The organism is Francisella adeliensis, from assembly GCF_003290445.1.
GTDB classification, from domain to species: Bacteria; Pseudomonadota; Gammaproteobacteria; order Francisellales; family Francisellaceae; genus Francisella; species Francisella adeliensis.
Map to the genome: position 1 here is coordinate 1,117,119 of NZ_CP021781.1, position 18,862 is coordinate 1,135,980.

Here is an 18,862-nt window from a genome sequence, read left to right on the forward strand (position 1 = left end):
GATATTCTAAGTCCAAATAGCAACTACAGCCATAATAGCAAAACCTATAATTACAAATGTATACTGTTTAGTATTGCAACAATCTTTAATAAGTACCGATCTATCTAATCCATGTAAAGTACCCATATATATAAAAGTACCTGCAGCTATAGCTGTAAATACTGGCTCAACAAGTGGATTTGTTACATAATTTTGTGCTACTTGGCCGAATAATATCCCAAGTGGTGTCATTATCACAAAAATACCAAAGAGTGTAATTCTAGTAAAAAATTTTAAACTTGTTCTATTTATATTTATCGCTAAGGCAAAACTTGCAGCCCACTTATGTGCGATTATCGCCAAGAATATAACAAAAGCAACACTCAGTTCTGCTGATATACCCAAAGCTGCACCCTCAAAGAAGCTATGTATAGATAGCATTATAGTCGCCATAATTGCTATAAATGATAGATTACCTTTATTATTTTTAGATAGCGTACCACCAATATGTTCCATTAATAAAAATAACAAAACTGTAATCCCTGCTATCAAAAATGGAAATGGATAGTCTATGTTTAGCTCACTAAAATCACCTGCTGAATCTGATAGCATATGAATTAACCCTGCTCCTAGAAATATCCCATTTGCCAAAGCATCTCCTATAGGAAAACTAAAACCATCAGGATTAGATGCTTTCTTCATAAATGGAAATATACCAGATACAGCTGTTACAACCAGTATTACTAATAAAACTGTAATTTCAAAATTACCCATTATTTATTCCTCTAAGTCGTCATCTTCAAACCATTGTGGGAATGGGTCTGATAGATTTTTATATTTATCAGGATTATCCCAATAATCATTGATTAAGCACTTGTCTAATTCTGCTCGAACAACACCCTTTTTCATTTCATCTTTAAGCCCTATAAAGACTATTTCCTGTCTTCTATCTCCACTGATATCATGCCATCTATCCTTAACTAATTGATGAAATTCTGGAGTATCTGGCCATTGGTCTTTATCCATGCTAGCCCACCACATTCCCATACCTTGGTGTCTAATTAAAGAACCAGCTTGAGAAACCTCTCCCACTAAATCAGGGCGAGTTGATATCCAAAAAAATCCTTTAGCTCTTACTATTCCTGGCCATTCAACATTGTCAAAAAAGTTCATTAATTTTTCTGGATTAAATGGATTTATCGAATGATATACAAAAGATTGTATACCATATTCATCAGTCTCAGGGATATGTTCTTTGAAGCTATATAACTCTTTACTCCATAAAGGATGATTTTCGGCTTCTTCAAGGTCAAACTTTTTAGTGTTAATAACCTTATTTACATCAATTTTAGAGAAATTTGACTCAATAACTTCAGCATCTACATTCAACCCTTTAATGATAGAATTAACAACTTTTTTGTCATTTACTGAGCAATCATCTACTTTGTTTAGAACTATTACATTTGCAAATTCAATTTGTTCAACCATTAAGTCAACTATAGCTCTATCATCTTCTTCTCCGAGACTTTCCCCAGAGTTTTTTAAGTACTCATTTGACCCATAGTGCTTCATAAAATTCACACTATCAACTACTGTAACCATTGTATCTATATAAGCTACATCAGCTAGGCTTTTTCCATCTTCATCTCTAAATTCAAAAGTAGTTGCTACTGGTAATGGTTCAGAAATACCTGTGCTTTCTATAATTAGATAGTCATATTTTTCAGATTTAGCAAGTTCTTCAACTTCTGTAAGTAAATCCTCTCTTAAAGTACAGCAAATACAGCCATTTGTTAGCTCAACCATTTTAGCTTCTGTTCTTGAAATATGAGAATCATGGTTTTTAATCAGCTCTGCATCAATATTAATCTCACTCATATCATTCACAATCATAGCAATTTTTAAGTTATTGCTATTGTTTAATATATGACTTAAAAGCGTTGTTTTACCAGATCCTAAAAAACCTGATAATACTGTAACTGGAAGTTTTTTCATTTTTATATTTATATTTGACTTTGAAATTAAATAGTATGATACATAAATTCACAAAGTGTTACAACATAACATATTGTAAATTATCTATCTTGCCCCACGATCCCGATAAGCAATATTGCAGAACGATTTTAATTCAATCATCAAATAATAAATTAATAGCTATGCTTATAAGCACTAATCCTAAAATTGGTAATAATACTCCTTGTGGAGATCGCTCAATATATGGTAAGTTCTCCGCAATTAATAATCCCCACTCCGGATTTGGAGATTTTACCCCTACTCCTATAAAACTAAGTGAAGTTAGACTTAGAGTTATAACAGGAAGACGAAGCAGAGCATGTCGAATTAGTGGAGGCAATACATATGGTAATAAATAATAGAGTAACGCTCTCCATCGACTTGTTCCCCAAACAGAAACTAAGTGTGTGTAAGGTTGGGCTTTTGCTTCTAACACTAAACTGGCACAATGAGCTGCTAATGGTGCCCATGATACTAACACAATAGCTATCAAAGCACTGTTTGGATTCATCCCTGTCATTCCTGCTACTAATAAACCCGCGACAATATATGGTATGCCTTTAGTTATCTCAATTAATCCTTGACTAAACTGAGTTACAAAACCGAGCATTAGACCAGTTACAAAACTCAAAAATGTTGCCAAAATGCCTATTCCTAGTGTTGAGAACATTCCTGAACCTACACGAGCAAATAAATCTCTACCCACAGCGTCAGCACCAAATGGAGCTGCAAGACTTGGAGACGCTAAGCGAGTAAACTCGATAGAATAAGGATCTCGTATTAATGCCCAACTTGCACAAAATATTAGAGATGAGAAAATTACTATACTAATTGTTCTTTTTGCCCAACTTTGTGTGAAACAAAATGTTTTATGATTACTTATTAATTTACCATTTGTGATGCTATGACCTAATAACCATCTTTGAAATAAAATGCTTGCACTACTTATTAAAATTGAAAATATTAACAATGCTAATAAACCACCCTGAAGTAAAGGTAAGTCTTGAGATTTGACAGCTTTTAAAATCAAACTTCCTATACCGGGAATAGAAAATATTTTTTCTACTGCTACAGCCCCACCAGTTAAGCCTATTATAATCATGGCAATTTGTGGAATCAAACTACTAATAGCACGCCGTAATGCAAATTTTAATATTTTTGCTCTGCTAACATTAGCTGAAAGCCAAGTAATTATCCATGGTTCACTCAAAACACGTCTAAGACTATCATTAAGTAAACGGCTAAACAAACCAGCTGCAGGTAACGCCAGTGCAAAACTTGGTAACCAAAGATTTTGTAGTCCCTGCCAGCCATATGGTGGAAACCAACCTAACCAAATGGAAAATATCAAAATCAATAATGAGGCAACCACATACTCAGGTAAAGAAATTAATGCCGAACTTAAGCTATTGTGATTATTGTTAACATAATCTTGTTGTAAACGCTTAATATTATATAATATGCTAATACCACATAGTATAAAAGTTATAGTAAGCGAACTTGTCATTAGTAACAATGAAGTTTTAGCTGCATGCTGAATATGTTCTGTGACAGATGAACCATCTACCCAAGAGACTCCTAAATCTCCTTGAGATGCATGTATTAACCAATCCCACAAACGCTCAACTGTACTTCGACTTAATTCTAAATCATTATTAATTGCTTGAAGAGCTTCATTAGTCATTAATTGTTGGGCACCTGCACGGGCTCGTAGAATAGCTTGTGCAGGATCAATACCCGCAATATCAGGCATCAGCCCGACTAACACAATAATAAAACAAAGTGATAGTAAGCGTGATAACCAAATCATTTAACTATTTACCTCAGTAAATTGATCAATTAGCCTGCGTTCTCTTGGATCACGCTGGACATTTTTTATACGGCTATTTTCACCTTGAATAATGCGTTCATGTAATAAAGGAATTGCAGCATATTGTTCGAGAATTTTATTTTCTGCTTCAATTATAGCTTGTTGACGCAATTTACCTAAAGGTTGGCTATCTGCATATGCTAATGCTGTATCAACATCTTTAGAACAAAACTGCCCAAGATTAAATGAACCATTACAGCCAAAGTCACTTTGCATGTATGCTACAGGGTCTCCAGAATCAAGAACTGTTGCACGGGATAATAAAAATGCATCAAATTTACCAGCTAATGCATCGTTTTCAATTTGAGCATATTCACGAATGTCTAAATCAACTACAAAGCCAACGGCTTCAAGTTGTTGCTTAAGTAATACTGCTACTTCAGGTAATTCTGCACGGTCCGTAAAAGTACCAATAGTAATCCTATCACCATTAACACGCCCTTCTTTAACATTATCAACTCTAGGATTTTGTTCTCGAATTGGCTCAGCCCACTTTAATGCATGACCTAATAAACCTTTAGCTAAATCTGCATGATTTTCATAAACAATATTGATGATTTGTTCTCGTTTAACGGCTTCTGTAGCAGCTTTTCGTATATTTATATTTTTAAATACTTTAGATTTATTGTTTAAATAAAGTGTATTTGTTCGTGGCATTGCAACTTCATGAAGTTTAGAAGAGTCAATCATAGCAATTTGAGATACAGGCACAGTTTCTACAATATCGGCTTTATCTGTACGAAGAGCTGCGGCTCTTGCAAAACCATTAGGAACATACTCAACAAATACCTCATTAATCTTTGCTTTTTCTCCCCAATATTTATCAAAACGCTTTAATTTTGCACTTGTTTGTCCATTGATATTAGTCAAAACAAATGGTCCAGTACCTGCATTTATAGGAATAACACGACCATCATCTTTATATGCTTTACTAGATAAAATGGATAGTTGAGGGCTAGATAAACGACTTGGTAACAATGGATCATTAAAAGTTGTTTTAATTTCAACGGTAGAATCATCAATTACATTAATTTTCCACTCAATACCATCTAGTATGCGTGGTTTTGGTGCTGCATCAAGTGCTTTTTGCAGTGAGTTTGCGACAGTGTTTGCATTAAGTTCTGAACCATCATGAAACTTAACTCCTTTCCGAATATTAAAGTGCCATGTTAATGGGTCTATCTGATCCCACTGAGTCGCTAACATTGGCACTGCATCTGACTTCTCATTTAATTTCACTAGTGTCTCCGCTGTACTCCAACGCGATAATTTAAAGGCATCATCTGATAATGGTGATAAGCCTGTTCTTGGCGGTTGCATCATTGCAATGCTAATTTTTGATTCTTTACCTGTATGTTCTTTTTTATTTTCAGCTTTACTTTTCTGGGAATCAGAGCAGCTTATCAGCAAGATACTGAAAACTATTGGAAAGACTAATTTTAATAATTTATTGCACATATAAACCTCTCTAATAAACTTTATTATTTCTAATTTTTGGGATTAATAACTCTCTAGTAGTTGGATGCTTGGGATTATTTACTATATTTTGCGATGTGTCATATTCCACTACTTGTCCTTTATCTAAAACTAAAATTTCATCAGATAAAACCTGTGCAACATAAAAATCATGAGTAACCAAAATCAAACATATTTTATGATTTTTCTTAATTTCTGTTAGTAAATCAATAATTTGTTGGCGACTAATTGGGTCTAAACTGCTTGTTGGCTCATCTGCTACAAGTATACTTGGTTTGATAATTAATGCTCTTGCTATTGCCACTCTTTGTGCTTGACCAACAGAAAGTTGTTGTGGGTGATACTCTAAAAGGGATAAATCTAAACCAACTTGGTTGAGAACCTCTTGAAGCTTCTTATTTTGATCATGAAGTATACCCATATTATTTAGAGGTTCTAACAAAATTTGACTTACCGTATAAAAAGGGTTTAAAGTTGATTGAGGTTCTTGTGGAATTAATTGAATATACTTACATAGTTTTTGATGTTGTCTTACTGAAATTCTTGAAAGAGGATATCCGTCAATATATATCTCCCCAGAACTTGGTCTACGGAGACCAAACAATAATTCTATAAAAGTAGATTTACCAGCTCCAGATGGCCCAATAACTGCAAGATTTCGTTCTTTTATCGTTAAGTCTAATGAGTCTAATGCTATAAAAGGTTTTCCACCCATCCACTTTGATTTTAAATAATAATGAACATTCACTTGTTCAAAACGAATTTCGATTGAATTATATTGAGTAGGTTGATTTAGAGTTGGGAAGCTATATGGCAATAATAATTGTGAAATTTTTTTACAAAAAGGATGTTTACTACGCTTAATAGTATCTCGTGGCGAACCATAAGCTATAACAGTATTATCTGAGATAATTAATATCTTATCACACTCCAGTGCGGTTGATAAATCATGGGTAATTAATAGTCCACTAATATTATGTTGCTGAATTCTCGAACGGAACAATTCCAGTATTTTATTTTCTATAATTGGATCTAGTCCACTAGTTGGCTCATCTGCTATAATAAAATCAGCATTTCCAAGCAAAGAAATTGCTATACAAATTCTTTGACGCTGTCCACCTGAAAGTTGGCTTGGATACTTTGTAAGTACTGTCTCAGGATTTACAAAATCTAACTCTCTAAGAAGTGATATAATAATTTTTTTATTTTTTGAGTTTAATCGATCTTTATTTTCTGTTAAAGCTAAGCATAATTGTTGCCCGACTAATACTAAAGGGTTAAGAGCTCTTAAAGCATCTTGAAAAATGACTGCAGGACGCTGTTGTTTAGTCCGCTGAGATATTGTTAATTGACTAACTTCATTACCGTTTAGTTTTATGCTTCCTTCAACTAAAATACTTGGTGGTAAAAAGCCTGCTACAGCTTTTGACAACATAGATTTACCAATACCTGAAGGCCCCATAACTGCAAGTACTTCACCTTGAAATAAGTCAAAAGAAATGTTTTTAAACAATATATGCTTTGAATTAGTAAGATTTAAGTTATTGACTGATAATATTGGTTTAGAAATCATAATAAATAAAAGAATGTGTATATTACACATTCTTTCCTATTAATGTATAAGCCAATTTAACTGTATTTACATTATCCATTATAAGACTCTCTATACCAACTTATAAACTATTTTCTAATATTACAATAGAATTAACTACATCATGAAAGGGATCCACCTTTATTATTGGTGTGAAAATTTTATAAATCGACTCATCTATTGGTCTATATAGTAACTCCCTATTATTCCAACTTGATCGAGCAACTATATGAGATTTTTTTGGGGAGGTTGATTTTATTTGGTTAAATATTTCAGTCTTAGTTTTTGAATCTAATCCGGCAAGAGCTGCAACAAAAATTGTATTATAATTTTGATAGTTAAAAGTTTGTCCTGCTGAATTTTGAATATCTATTAAATGATCTAGTTTTAATGCTTTGACCAATATTCTTGATTTTTCAGTTACTTCTTTATCTATATCTATTATTGTCGATGAAATATTATATTTACTTGCTAATACAATTGATGTTAAAGGCAAAAAACCTCCTCCTATAAATATAACTTTATGACTTTTATGTTCTGAGCAACTATATAAACTATTATATTCAAGAGTGGTTAAATCTTGATAATTCTTAAAATAAGGAAATGTTTCTAGCTCTTTAAGAGGGTCAATAGAATTTATTATCTTATCAGCCCAATATTTTTCAAGCTGATATTCAGCTTCTGCTGATAAATATTGCAGATGTTCTTTCTTATCTTCAGATAACTCAAGCTTTCTATCAAACTTCATGGCTAGCTGAACCAAATCACTAAAAGCATTGTTAACTTTTTCACTAGGAGAAAAATCTTTTAATTGTGAAATTTCTTCATATAAATCATTTATTCCTATTATTTTATCCATATTAAGATTTATTAATTATATTTATTTGGCAACATAATACACCACAAAACAAAGTGTTACAACATAACACTTTACCAAATATTAGTTTATAATATTCTTTTTAGTACGAATAAACCATAAAAAATATGTTTAACAGCCAAACGAATAGAAACTCCTCTGACAGAACTATTATTTTTTTACTCTGCTTTTTTGGATTAATGTCTCAATTAGCAATAGATAGTTTTACGCCGTCACTGCCCTATATTACAAAATACTTTAATACGAGTGAGAGTATTACTAAACTTACTATTGGACTATACTTTTTTGGTATGGCTTGTTCAATGCTAATCTTTGGACATTTATCTGACAAATATGGTAGAAAAAAATCCTTAATAATAGGTTACTCCATATTCTTTATCGCAAGTATATTTTGCAGCATATCACAATCACCTACCCAGCTTTTATTTTTCCGTTTTTTACAAGGTATTGGTATGTCATGTTCTTTTGTATCATATAGAGCTATAATGAAAGATGCCTTTGATAAGAATAATCAATCTCTGGCAAATGCAAACCTTATTGTAAGTAGTATAGTATTATTTGTCCCTCCTTTATCACCATTAATAGGTGGTGTAATACAACAGTTTATAGGCTGGAGAAGTAATTTTGCACTTCACGCTATATTAGCTATCGTAACAATCTATCTAATATTTAGTTACCTTCACTTAAAGCCTATAGCAAGCACTAAAGATAAATGGTTAGACTCATATAAAAAAGTTTTGAGCAATAAATCTTTTATTTTAAACTCCATATGTAGTGGTTTAGCATCCTCATTAATGTTCTCTTTTGTTGAAGTTACTCCTTATTTATTTCAGGTTAAAATGGGTTTCTCAACTATAAGCTATTCTTTAACATCAGCAACAATGATAGTTGTTCCAGTAATATTTATACTTTTATTAAAAAATAGAATAAGCAGAATGAATATGGATAAGGTTATGATATATTGTGCTTTAATATCTGCATTTTTTAGTTTTTTACTAGTAATCTCTTATTTTACTGTCGGAATAAACCCATTAATAATAATTATTATTTGTACATTAATTATTAGTGGTAATGCATTTCAATATACAGCTACTTATGTCGCTGCATATAAAGAAGTCGATAATCATGTAGGGGCATCATCTGCATTATTTTGTTTTATTAAAATATTTATAGCTGCAGTTTTTTCATTAGCTGTTTCATATATCTATGTTAAAAATCAAGCTACATTAGGGCTTATAATAGGACTACCTCCATTAGCTATAATAGTACTTAAAATGATAGATAAAAAAATTCTTTAATATTTACCAACAGGCTAAAATCGCACCAATTTGTATTGGGATTAGCATTAGATTATAATTGGTGCAAAATTATAGATTGAAATTAAAGATGGGTAATTATCTGAAAAACGCAAAGCATTATTGTGAAAACAATAAACTCCGCTTTACACCTCCACGCCAGCAAGTTTTGGACGTAATTTATAAATCAACTAAGCCAATTAGTGCTTACGATATTCTTAGAATCATTTCTTGCGATAGAGATATAAATCCCCCTACTATTTACCGAGCTATTGATTTTTGGCTTAAATATAATTTTATCCATCGAATTGAAAGTATAAATTCATATATAGCTTGCAAAGAAAATCACAAACATACTGGTGTCGAAGTTTTTGTTTGCCAAAACTGTGGTTTTGTTGATGAGTCTCATACTTGTAATTCAAAAATCCTTGAAGAACTAAAAAAACTTACTAAACATCAAATTAAAAGTTGGAATATAGAAATGAAAGGACTATGCCAAAACTGTATAAATATAGAGAACTAAACTTTATGCAAAATCTAATGTTAGTAGTAATCTAGTTTTACTATCTAAAATATTTGGTGATCGATGGACAAGTCCATTACCTTCATTATCTTCCCATGTTTCACCTTTCAATAAAGCAACATCTCCTGTATCTAGCTTTTGAATTTCAGTACTCTTATCCTTAAAAGGAGTATCGCTAATACCTAATATACTCCTATTTACATCAATACTCTTAAGCCACTCCGTTGTGCTACCTGAATAACAGCTAATTAACCGACAAGGCACACGATCGACATGAAAGCGAGGACACATAGCTTTGTTAATAGTCGCTAATCTTAGACCCGCTTGCTCTAAATCAAATAGATAGCAAAACATATCAACAATAGTTGAAATATCTTCAATTAAATAAGATTTCAAAGCAAAATCAGGTAGTTCATTTATCAATGTATCATAAACATCATTAGGCTTTACAATAATAGGAAGAGTAGAATCTTTTTTATTATTACTAATAAAATTATCAATGGAAGTCAGCAATTCTTTACTAAAAGATCTTTTCCATATGGCTATATTTTTACCTTTTTTATAGATATCTGATAAAACAATCTTATCACTTGACTCAGATTTACCTTCAAATTCTAGATTCATTGCAACCTCTTATGAATATGTTTTTATCACAGATACAAAGTGTTATAAGATAACATCATTAAATATAGCATAAGGGGATAAAATTATAAAGATTTTTAGAAGAAACCTATAAATTGCTTATGATGATTAAAAACTATTTGGAGTTGATCAATACTTCATTAATGACAATATAAACTACTAATAGCAACTTCATATCTTAAGTATTCGATATAGCAAATATAAGAGTATAATAAACATATCAATTCTTAAAAATCACTTCTAAACTTAAATAAAGTTAAAAAATAAATTTATCACGGAGATTGAAATTATATGAAATTCTTACGATATAAGCATCAAAATACTATTTATCCTTGCATCCTTTCTGAAGATACTTTATATAACATTAAGAACTTAGTCGATGATATTTGCCCTAACAATATTCTAAAGCTTGAATCAATAGTAAAGAACAATACTGATTTAAACTCTTTACCAATATTAACTAGTAAAATCGAAAAGAAAAATATTTCAAGTTGTATTCAAAAGCCTGGGAAAATTATAGCAATCGGTATGAATTATTTAGATTATCTAGAAAGAATAAACTTTCTTGGTGGGCCTAAAATTAAACCAACAAACTTTATATTTTTTCAAAAACCATCAAGTAGTATAACAGGTCCTTATGATCCTATATATATACCTAAAAACTGTAATAAACTTGATTATGAAAATGAGCTAGCTGTAATTATTGGTAAACCCGCAAAAAACATATCTAAAAATGAAGCTTTAGAGCATATTTTAGGATACTGTATTGGTAACGATGTATCTGAAAGAGCTTTACAACTTCAAAATCCAGGCCAATATAATATGGGTAAAAGTTGCGACTCTTTTTGCCCCCTTGGACCATATATAGCTACTAAAGATGAGATTAATCCTGAAAACCTTTCTATAAAAACAAAAATAAATGATGAAACTGTCCAAGATGGTTCAACCAAAACTATGATATTTGGAATAACTCAGTTAGTAGCTAAGTTAAGTGAATATTTTACTTTAGAGCCTGGCGATGTTATTTTGACTGGTACACCGCAAGGAGTTCAATTAGAAAATGAAATTTTAGGATTAGAAACTCATTACTTAAAAGAAAAAAATATTGTAACTTTAGAAATAGAAGGATTAGGAAAACAAGAAAATATGATTTTCAAATCTTAAATTCTCTACTCAATTGCAAACTTATCTTTTAAAGCATTTAAAATTTTATCAACATTCTCATTGATAACAGCATTACTCAGAGTTTGGGTATTATATCTACTTATCTTTAATAGATCTTAAGGCTGCTGCTATAAATAAAAGAGCCATTATTGAGAAGAAATATAGAAAACAAAGTCCAATATAAAATGGTACATTTATATTTTCAGATATAGGTAGATTTTTAAAATTTGTATTTGTTACAACATATCCAAAACTTATCTGACCAATAACCCCTCCTAAGATAACAAAAGTATTATTAATAGCTGCCGCTGTACTAGCTAAATCGTCACTTACTATATACGATGTCAAAGCAAAAGAAGTAATAACTCCAGATGCTGATATTCCTGCAAATATTGCAAATACTATAAGAGTTGAGTAGCTAAATAAGATTGGTGTAATCATAAGGCTATAACATATAACCCCAAGTGTAGCTACCAGATACAAATGCTGTTTTATTCTTTTTAATGTCTTTAAATAAAAACCTGAGATAACTCCTGAAACTAAAAAACTAGCCCAGTATATTTCTCCTAAAGTCATAGCCTTTTCCGCTGAATACCCATGCATCTGCATAAAATAACTTTTTGCCCAATACCCTGCAAAACTCATAATAATCAACCAGCTTGTAAAAGCATATAAAAATATAAATAATAGTATTTTTGACTTAAATAATTCTTTTATTTGCCCTATTATTTGAGACCAGCTTTGACTTTTATTCGAATAAGTATTTGATGGTTTGTAGTTTTTTAGTAAAACTATAGAGATTAGAAGTAAAATAAAAGCAAATACAATAACAATTATATTTGCAGTATCCCAGCCGAAATTTTTTAAAACATAATGGTAAACATTTCCAGAAATAATAGCTCCCAATGTACACGATGCTTCTGCAAGACCTACACATAGAGGAAAAAATTGTTTTTTGAAGCTCCTTAATGCTACATACAAAGCTGAGATATAAGCCATTGAAGCTCCTATCCCTGTAATAAAACGTCCTAATGCAACTGTAATGCTTCCCATAGATAACCAATATACAAAACTACCTAAAATAACTATAGATATACCTATAGGTAATAAATATTTGATGCCATACTTATCAAAAAATATACCATTAGGTATTTGTAATAAGACAAATGGTAAAAAATATATCGCAGATATATTTATGCTATTTTCATGAGTTAATTTTAAAACTCTTTCCATATAAGATGCATTTGTTGCAGGAGATACTTGCAAAAAAAATGCTAAAATAACAAATAATAAACAGATAATAAATACAAAATACTTTTGAGCTTCTTTCATATAGTACCTTTAGGTTAGAATGGCATTAATAAAAACTAAATAATATTATAGTATTTATTAAGAAGTTAAGCTACCTATCTAAACTCTCTGCTCAATCGCAAATTTATCTTTTAAAGTATTTAAAATGTCATCAACATTCTCATTGATAACTTCATCACCTAAAGTTTGAGCGTTATCTTGGAAAAGCATACTAATAGCTAAGCTCTTACGCGGATTTGCATCATCTTGATATACATCAAATATATTTACATTTTGCAAAATACTAATATCAAGATTGTTGATAGCTTTGACAATATCTCCAGCTAATACACCCTTTTCTACCAAGAAAGATACATCTCTTGATACTGATGGGTATTTAGAGATTTTGTTAAAGCTTGGTATTTCTTTAGAGTTTAGCACTTCCAAATCAAGTTCAAAAATTATCGGAGCTTTTGATTTTATTTGGAATGTTTTTAGCGTAGTTGGGTGAATCACACCAATCACACCAATCTTTTTACCATTAGCTACTATATAAGCCGATTGACCTGGGTGAAGCCAGTTTACATCATCACAAACTTCAAAGTTTAAATTTACTATATCAGAACATAAGCTTTCTATGTCTGCTTTAACATCGTAGAAATCAACTTTTTTAGTTGCTGACCAGTTTACGCTATTTAGCTCACCAAATGCTAGACCTGCAATTCTATCAAACTGTTTTCTAGTACCATTCTCAAGTTTAAAACAAGCACCCTTCTCAAACAATCTAACCCTCGTTTGTTGGCGAGTTACATTTGCTTTAAAAGCATTCAAAAGCCCTGGTATAAGTGACTGTCTCATCACTGATAAATCTTGAGAGATTGGATTTTTAATAGCTATACCCTTTTCTGCAAAGAAAAACTCATCAAATTTAGGGTCAATAAAACTATAATTTATCGCCTCTTGATAACCTCTATCTACAAGTCTACTCTCAAGTGTAGTTATAGCTTGCTTAGTCTCAGAAATATTGATTTTCTTAGCTTTGTAGCTTGGCATAGTTTCAGGTAGTTTTGAGTAGCCGTATACTCTAGCAACTTCCTCGATTAAATCTTCTGGGATTTCCATATCAAAACGATAAGATGGAGCTACAACTTCTAAACAACACTCATCTTTTTGAGTAACTTGCATATGAAGATTGCTAAGCACTTCTGATACATAAGAAATATCAAACTCTGTACCTAAAACTCTATTTAGTTTATTGATGCAAAGACTAATAGTAACTTGCTTTTCTACAAAATTATTATCAACTTGAGCATGAATTGGAGCAACTTCGCCACCTGCAATTTCAACTATTAGATTAATAGCTAACTGCATCGCTTGACTTGCAAGTTTAGGATCTACACCGCGTTCAAATCTATGTGATGAATCTGTGTGTAGATTATATTTGCGCGCTTTACCTGCTATTTTTTCAGGTACAAAAAATGCACTTTCTAAGAATATGTTAGTAGTTGAATCAGTAATTGATGAATCTAAACCACCCATCACACCTGCGATTGCTAATGCTTTTTTCTCATCAGCAATTACTAGAGTATCTGACTCAAGCTCAACTTTTGTATCATCTAAAAGAGTTAGTTTTTCTTTATCATTAGCATAGCGAATATTTATACCACCATCTAATTTATCCAAGTCAAATGCGTGCATTGGTTGACCTGTCAAAAGCATTATATAGTTAGTTACATCTACGAAAAATGATATAGAACTAACCCCACTTCTACGTAATTTTTCAACAATCCATAGAGGTGTTTGAGCTTTATTATTTACATTTTTAATAATACAACCATAATAAGATTTACAAGCATCTGTAGCTGTAATTGTAACTTCTTTAGTATCGTTGATAGTTGTTGAAATATCTTTTATAACAACTTCTTTTAAATCTGCTTTTGTAAGAGCTGATACTTCACGAGCAATACCAAACACACTCAAGCAATCTGCTCTATTTGGTGTAAGGTCAACTTCTATCATATTATCATCAAGATTTAGGTAAGTATTTACATCTTCTCCTACAGGAGCATCTGTTGGTAAATCCATAAGCCCATCAGCTTTTTCTGCTAAACCAAGCTCTTCTTCAGAACACATCATCCCAAATGATTCTTGCCCACGCAGTTTTGATTTCTTGATTTTAAAATTACCCGGTAATACCGCACCAATAGTCGCTACAGGTGCTTTCATACCTTCGTATATATTTTTAGCACCACAAACTATAGTAGAGTTTTCAGCTTCACCAATATCTACACTACAGATGTTTAGTTTATCTGCATCTGGGTGTTTTGTGATAGTTTTTATCTGCCCTACGACTACACCTGTAACTTTCTCAGCTACTACAGGCTCGATTGCGTCTACTTCTAAGCCTGCTAGCGTAAGTGTATCTGCTAATTCTTGGCTAGATTGAGTATCACTTAGGTACTCATTTAACCAGTTATGACTAAATTTCATGTAAAATTCCTATATATTAAAACTGTCTCAAAAATCTCAAATCATTCTCAAAGAACATTCTCAAATCATCTATACCGTATCTAAGCATTGATAATCTCTCAACACCCATACCAAATGCAAAACCTTGATAAACTTCAGGGTCAACCTTACCAGCTGTTAGCACTTTAGGATGCACCATTCCGCAACCTAATACTTCAAGCCAACCTGTTTGTTTACAGACTCTACAGCCCTTACCATTGCACATCACACACTCCATATCTGCTTCTGCTGATGGCTCTGTAAATGGGAAATAAGATGGTCTAAAGCGAACTTTCAAATCTCTCTCGAAGAATGAATTTAAAAATGCGTGTAACAAACCTTTAAGGTCCGCAAACGATACATCTTTTTCAACAAGTAAACCTTCTACTTGATGAAACATCGGCGTATGAGTAATATCAGAATCACATCTGTACACTCTACCTGGTGCGATGATTCTAATTGGTGGCTCTTGATTTTCCATTGTACGAATTTGTACACCTGAAGTATGAGTTCTAAGCACATGATTATCATCTATATAAAAAGTATCATGCATTGCACGAGCTGGATGATGAGACGGTATATTCAATGTCTCAAAATTATAATAATCACTCTCTATTTCAGGGCCTACTTCTACGCTAAAGCCATTTTGTTTAAAAAATGCTTCTATCCTATTTAGGGTTTTTGTAACTGGATGAAATGAACCCTGATTTTGACCAACACCATCTAGCGTTACATCTATTTTTTCAGCTGCTAGCTTTGCATTAATTTCTTGAGTTTCAAATAACTCTAGTTTGATATTTAGAGCATCTTGAAGAGCTTGTTTTGCTATATTTACAGCTTGACCAAGCTTTGGTTTTTCTTCATTTGGTAAAGTAGCTATTAGCTTCATCATACCTGTAAGCTCACCTTTTCTACCAAGGTATTTTACTTTTAAATCTTCTACTGATTTTTTATCTGTAACAAGACTTAGCTCAGCTAGAGCCTTATCTTTCATATCATTGACTAGTTGCATTTTTATGTCCTTTATAAAACTTAATGAGTATTATAGCAAATATGGAATTTTTTAGAATTGATAGAGGCTATAAATATATATTTTATAAGTATTTTAATGTAAGTAGTTGTTTCAGGTAGTCATCACAACAGATAGGTAGCCGTTCATTTTGATTATTCTATTTGTGTAACATCTTTTAAGTAAAAATATAATTTCTAGAAAAAAGTGATAAGAAATATTTTAGTTTAAGTTATATTTATTCCCAGACATATCCGTTAGGAATATCGCAAGACACACCTTTTTGACTTAGCATCATGACTTTCATTTTTGTGATTGGACAACTACAAGTTGCATATTCTTTTGTGTCCTTTTCATATTTACATGGTTGAGTCATACACCCCGCAACATCTATGTTTAAACACTTTACTCCATCACCTGGTTTTGCAATATCATAATCCTTATTCATATCAAACCCGTATGTTGATATTAAGTCAGCTCCTGGTATAAAAGATGTTTTATCATCTTCACTATTTTGCTCAGCTATATACTTACATACAGGCGCCTCTATACCTTTACAATCTCCACTACCATTAGGATAACAAGTTGTTAAATTTTTACATTTGGAGCCATCTTTACCACATACAGATATTGTTTCATAATAAGCACCTAAATTCATAATTCCATCAATGTTTACATAATTAGGTCCTGTAAAAACTTTACATTTACAATTAGCAGTCTTACCATCTTCACTTACTTTGCATGGTAAGCCAATATTATTAGGATTTGTGCCTGTAGGAGTTAAAGGTCCAGAATAATGACAGTTCGCATATGTTGAATTTGCACAATATAACAGCTTTGTCTCTACTGTCGCTCCACCACCAGACCAAGCAGATCCATAGCTTGTAGGCTTGCATGTTGTTGGATAAAATGGCACATTACGACAATTATCACCACAATATGGCTTTGTATTGGAGCATAACTGATTAGACTCAAACAGCGGATAACTTACAATACTATCTGCGAAAGATGCATCTATAGTAAAAACAAAAACTACTACTAGAAACAACTTTTTCATATCGATTTCCCTTACTTTTTAAAAACTCATTAAATTAACAAATATTTATTCTTGAATCATCTTATTTAGCTTTTTACCGATCAAAAAAGCAAAAATAGCTATAACAAATGCAACTACAAATATAGAGCCAAACAAATGCTGATAACCATAGTAACTAGCGATTGTAGTTTCTGTGTCAAAACCTTTGCTAGTATCGTATTTTACACCACTACTTGTATAAGTAGCTATCATTGTGCCAAGCTTTATACCTATCGCACTAGTTATAAACCAAGTACCCATTGCAAAACCCATAATTCGCTTAGGTAGAAGTTTTGCCATCAAAGCTAATCCTAAAGCACTTATTAGAAGTTCTGCAGAAGAAAAGCAAACTGTAATAGCTAAAACTTCCCACCAAATACTAATTTTAGAAGTCGGAACATTTAAGAAACAGGCTAAGAAAAGAACTCCATACGCACTACCGCAAAGTAATATTCCTAAAGCAAACTTGTGTGGTAAACACAAATCTCTATCTTTTAGTTTAATATAAATAGTTGCTAGTATTGGTGATAGTAAAACTACTCCCGCAGTATTTAAAACTCCTGGTACAGATTGAGCATTTACGCTAAAACCTAAGAAATGTAAATCCACATGATGAATGTTAAACAGCAAAAACGATGTAAACTTTTGCTGATAGATACAAAAGAAAACTACTGCGTAGAATAATAGTACTATTGCCACAAGTATCTTTCTTTTAGCTAAAGGATCTTTTTCTACAAAGATTTGCATACCAAATATAGTAAATATCAATAATGCCCCACCCCATAGTACTAAATCAGCTAAATTACCATGAGCTAAAATCACACTTAGTAAAAATACTGTAGATAGTATTCCAAAAACTAATTTTAGATACATACTAATATTTAAGCTTAAATGTCCTACAGAATTATCAACATTTTTGATACTACCATAACTTAACAAGGTATTTGCAATTGCAAGAATAAAACCTACTGAACATAAAGAGTATGTAAAAGTATAACCAAAGTTACTAGCTAAATATGGTATAAACAGTGATGCTGTAAGCGAACCAAGGTTTATAGACATATAAAATATAGTATATAGAGAGTCAATCTTCGAGTGATCTGTATATATTCTAGAAATAAGATTTGTCGGTGCTGGCTTAAACAATGCTGCCCCTAGCACTACAGTGGCAACAGCTACATATATAAGTGGTTTAAAAACAATCATCGCTGAAATAGCAAGCAATGCATACCCAATAAGTAGCATAACACCACCAACAAACATCGTGCGTTTTATACCTAGTACTCTATCAGCAATTACACCACCAACAGCATTAAATACATAACTTAAAGCAGCGAAACTACCAAATAATAGTACCGCTTGTGTTTCATCAAAATTAAAGCCATTATTACTCATAAAGAATAATATAGAAGTATAGCTAAACCCATAATAACCAAATCTCTCAAAGTACTCAAAAAAGCACAACATAAAGAAAGGATTTTGTTTTCTAACATTCATAGTAAAGATTAATTAAAAATAATATTGCCTAGCATTTTAGCATTTTATGTAAA

General features: G+C 31.8%; 15 protein-coding genes. 3 read left to right on the forward strand and 12 right to left on the reverse strand.

All coding sequences use genetic code 11. The annotated features are described in order from the left end of the window. Positions 1 to 6 precede the first annotated feature (6 nt). From CDH04_RS05405 to CDH04_RS05435, 6 genes are all read right to left on the reverse strand, one after another. Positions 7 to 753, reverse strand: coding sequence for a ZIP family metal transporter (locus tag CDH04_RS05405; RefSeq protein ID WP_112870062.1), 747 nt, complete (start codon positions 751 to 753; stop codon positions 7 to 9). A gap of 3 nt (positions 754 to 756) precedes the next feature. Then, on the reverse strand, positions 757 to 1,974 hold the full coding sequence (locus CDH04_RS05410) for a GTP-binding protein (protein ID WP_112870063.1): 1,218 nt from the start codon (positions 1,972 to 1,974) through the stop codon (positions 757 to 759). A gap of 133 nt (positions 1,975 to 2,107) precedes the next feature. Then, complete coding sequence (locus CDH04_RS05415; RefSeq protein ID WP_112870064.1) at positions 2,108 to 3,802, reverse strand: ABC transporter permease subunit; 1,695 nt, start codon at positions 3,800 to 3,802, stop codon at positions 2,108 to 2,110. After that, positions 3,803 to 5,320, reverse strand: a complete 1,518-nt coding sequence (locus tag CDH04_RS05420) for an ABC transporter substrate-binding protein (protein WP_112870065.1) — start codon at positions 5,318 to 5,320, stop codon at positions 3,803 to 3,805. 10 nt (positions 5,321 to 5,330) lie between these two features. Further along, a complete protein-coding gene (locus CDH04_RS09885; protein ID WP_200164547.1) occupies positions 5,331 to 6,941 on the reverse strand; it encodes an ABC transporter ATP-binding protein in 1,611 nt (536 codons plus the stop codon). Positions 6,942 to 7,011: 70 nt separating this feature from the next. Beyond that, positions 7,012 to 7,788 (reverse strand): nicotianamine synthase family protein, encoded by a 777-nt coding sequence (locus CDH04_RS05435; protein ID WP_112870066.1) that lies wholly within the window; start codon positions 7,786 to 7,788, stop codon positions 7,012 to 7,014. Positions 7,789 to 7,913: 125 nt separating this feature from the next. Between CDH04_RS05435 and CDH04_RS05440 the strand changes: the two genes are divergently transcribed. Continuing rightward, on the forward strand, positions 7,914 to 9,104 hold the full coding sequence (locus tag CDH04_RS05440) for an MFS transporter (protein WP_112870067.1): 1,191 nt from the start codon (positions 7,914 to 7,916) through the stop codon (positions 9,102 to 9,104). Positions 9,105 to 9,192: 88 nt separating this feature from the next. Then, a complete protein-coding gene (locus CDH04_RS05445; protein WP_112870068.1) occupies positions 9,193 to 9,624 on the forward strand; it encodes a Fur family transcriptional regulator in 432 nt (143 codons plus the stop codon). 3 nt (positions 9,625 to 9,627) lie between these two features. Here the strand turns inward: CDH04_RS05445 and CDH04_RS05450 are convergent, their stop codons facing one another. Next, positions 9,628 to 10,248 carry a DUF1826 domain-containing protein gene (locus CDH04_RS05450; protein WP_112870069.1) on the reverse strand — a complete coding sequence of 207 codons (621 nt, stop codon included), beginning with the start codon at positions 10,246 to 10,248 and terminating at the stop codon, positions 9,628 to 9,630. Between the two features lie 309 nt (positions 10,249 to 10,557). On the opposite strand from CDH04_RS05450, the gene CDH04_RS05455 reads away from it, so the two are divergent. Continuing rightward, positions 10,558 to 11,430, forward strand: coding sequence for a fumarylacetoacetate hydrolase family protein (locus CDH04_RS05455; protein ID WP_112870070.1), 873 nt, complete (start codon positions 10,558 to 10,560; stop codon positions 11,428 to 11,430). Between the two features lie 96 nt (positions 11,431 to 11,526). Here the strand turns inward: CDH04_RS05455 and CDH04_RS05460 are convergent, their stop codons facing one another. The 5 genes from CDH04_RS05460 to CDH04_RS05480 form a co-directional block, all read right to left on the reverse strand. Next, positions 11,527 to 12,762 carry an MFS transporter gene (locus CDH04_RS05460; RefSeq protein ID WP_112870071.1) on the reverse strand — a complete coding sequence of 412 codons (1,236 nt, stop codon included), beginning with the start codon at positions 12,760 to 12,762 and terminating at the stop codon, positions 11,527 to 11,529. A gap of 78 nt (positions 12,763 to 12,840) precedes the next feature. After that, on the reverse strand, positions 12,841 to 15,210 hold the full coding sequence (gene pheT / locus CDH04_RS05465; protein ID WP_112870072.1) for a phenylalanine--tRNA ligase subunit beta: 2,370 nt from the start codon (positions 15,208 to 15,210) through the stop codon (positions 12,841 to 12,843). 16 nt (positions 15,211 to 15,226) lie between these two features. Further along, positions 15,227 to 16,240 carry a phenylalanine--tRNA ligase subunit alpha gene (gene pheS / locus CDH04_RS05470; protein WP_112870073.1) on the reverse strand — a complete coding sequence of 338 codons (1,014 nt, stop codon included), beginning with the start codon at positions 16,238 to 16,240 and terminating at the stop codon, positions 15,227 to 15,229. A gap of 235 nt (positions 16,241 to 16,475) precedes the next feature. Beyond that, on the reverse strand, positions 16,476 to 17,294 hold the full coding sequence (locus tag CDH04_RS05475; RefSeq protein ID WP_112870074.1) for a hypothetical protein: 819 nt from the start codon (positions 17,292 to 17,294) through the stop codon (positions 16,476 to 16,478). Positions 17,295 to 17,339: 45 nt separating this feature from the next. Then, entirely contained in the window at positions 17,340 to 18,809 is a 1,470-nt protein-coding gene (locus tag CDH04_RS05480; RefSeq protein ID WP_112870075.1) for a peptide MFS transporter, read from the reverse strand. Positions 18,810 to 18,862 lie beyond the last annotated feature (53 nt).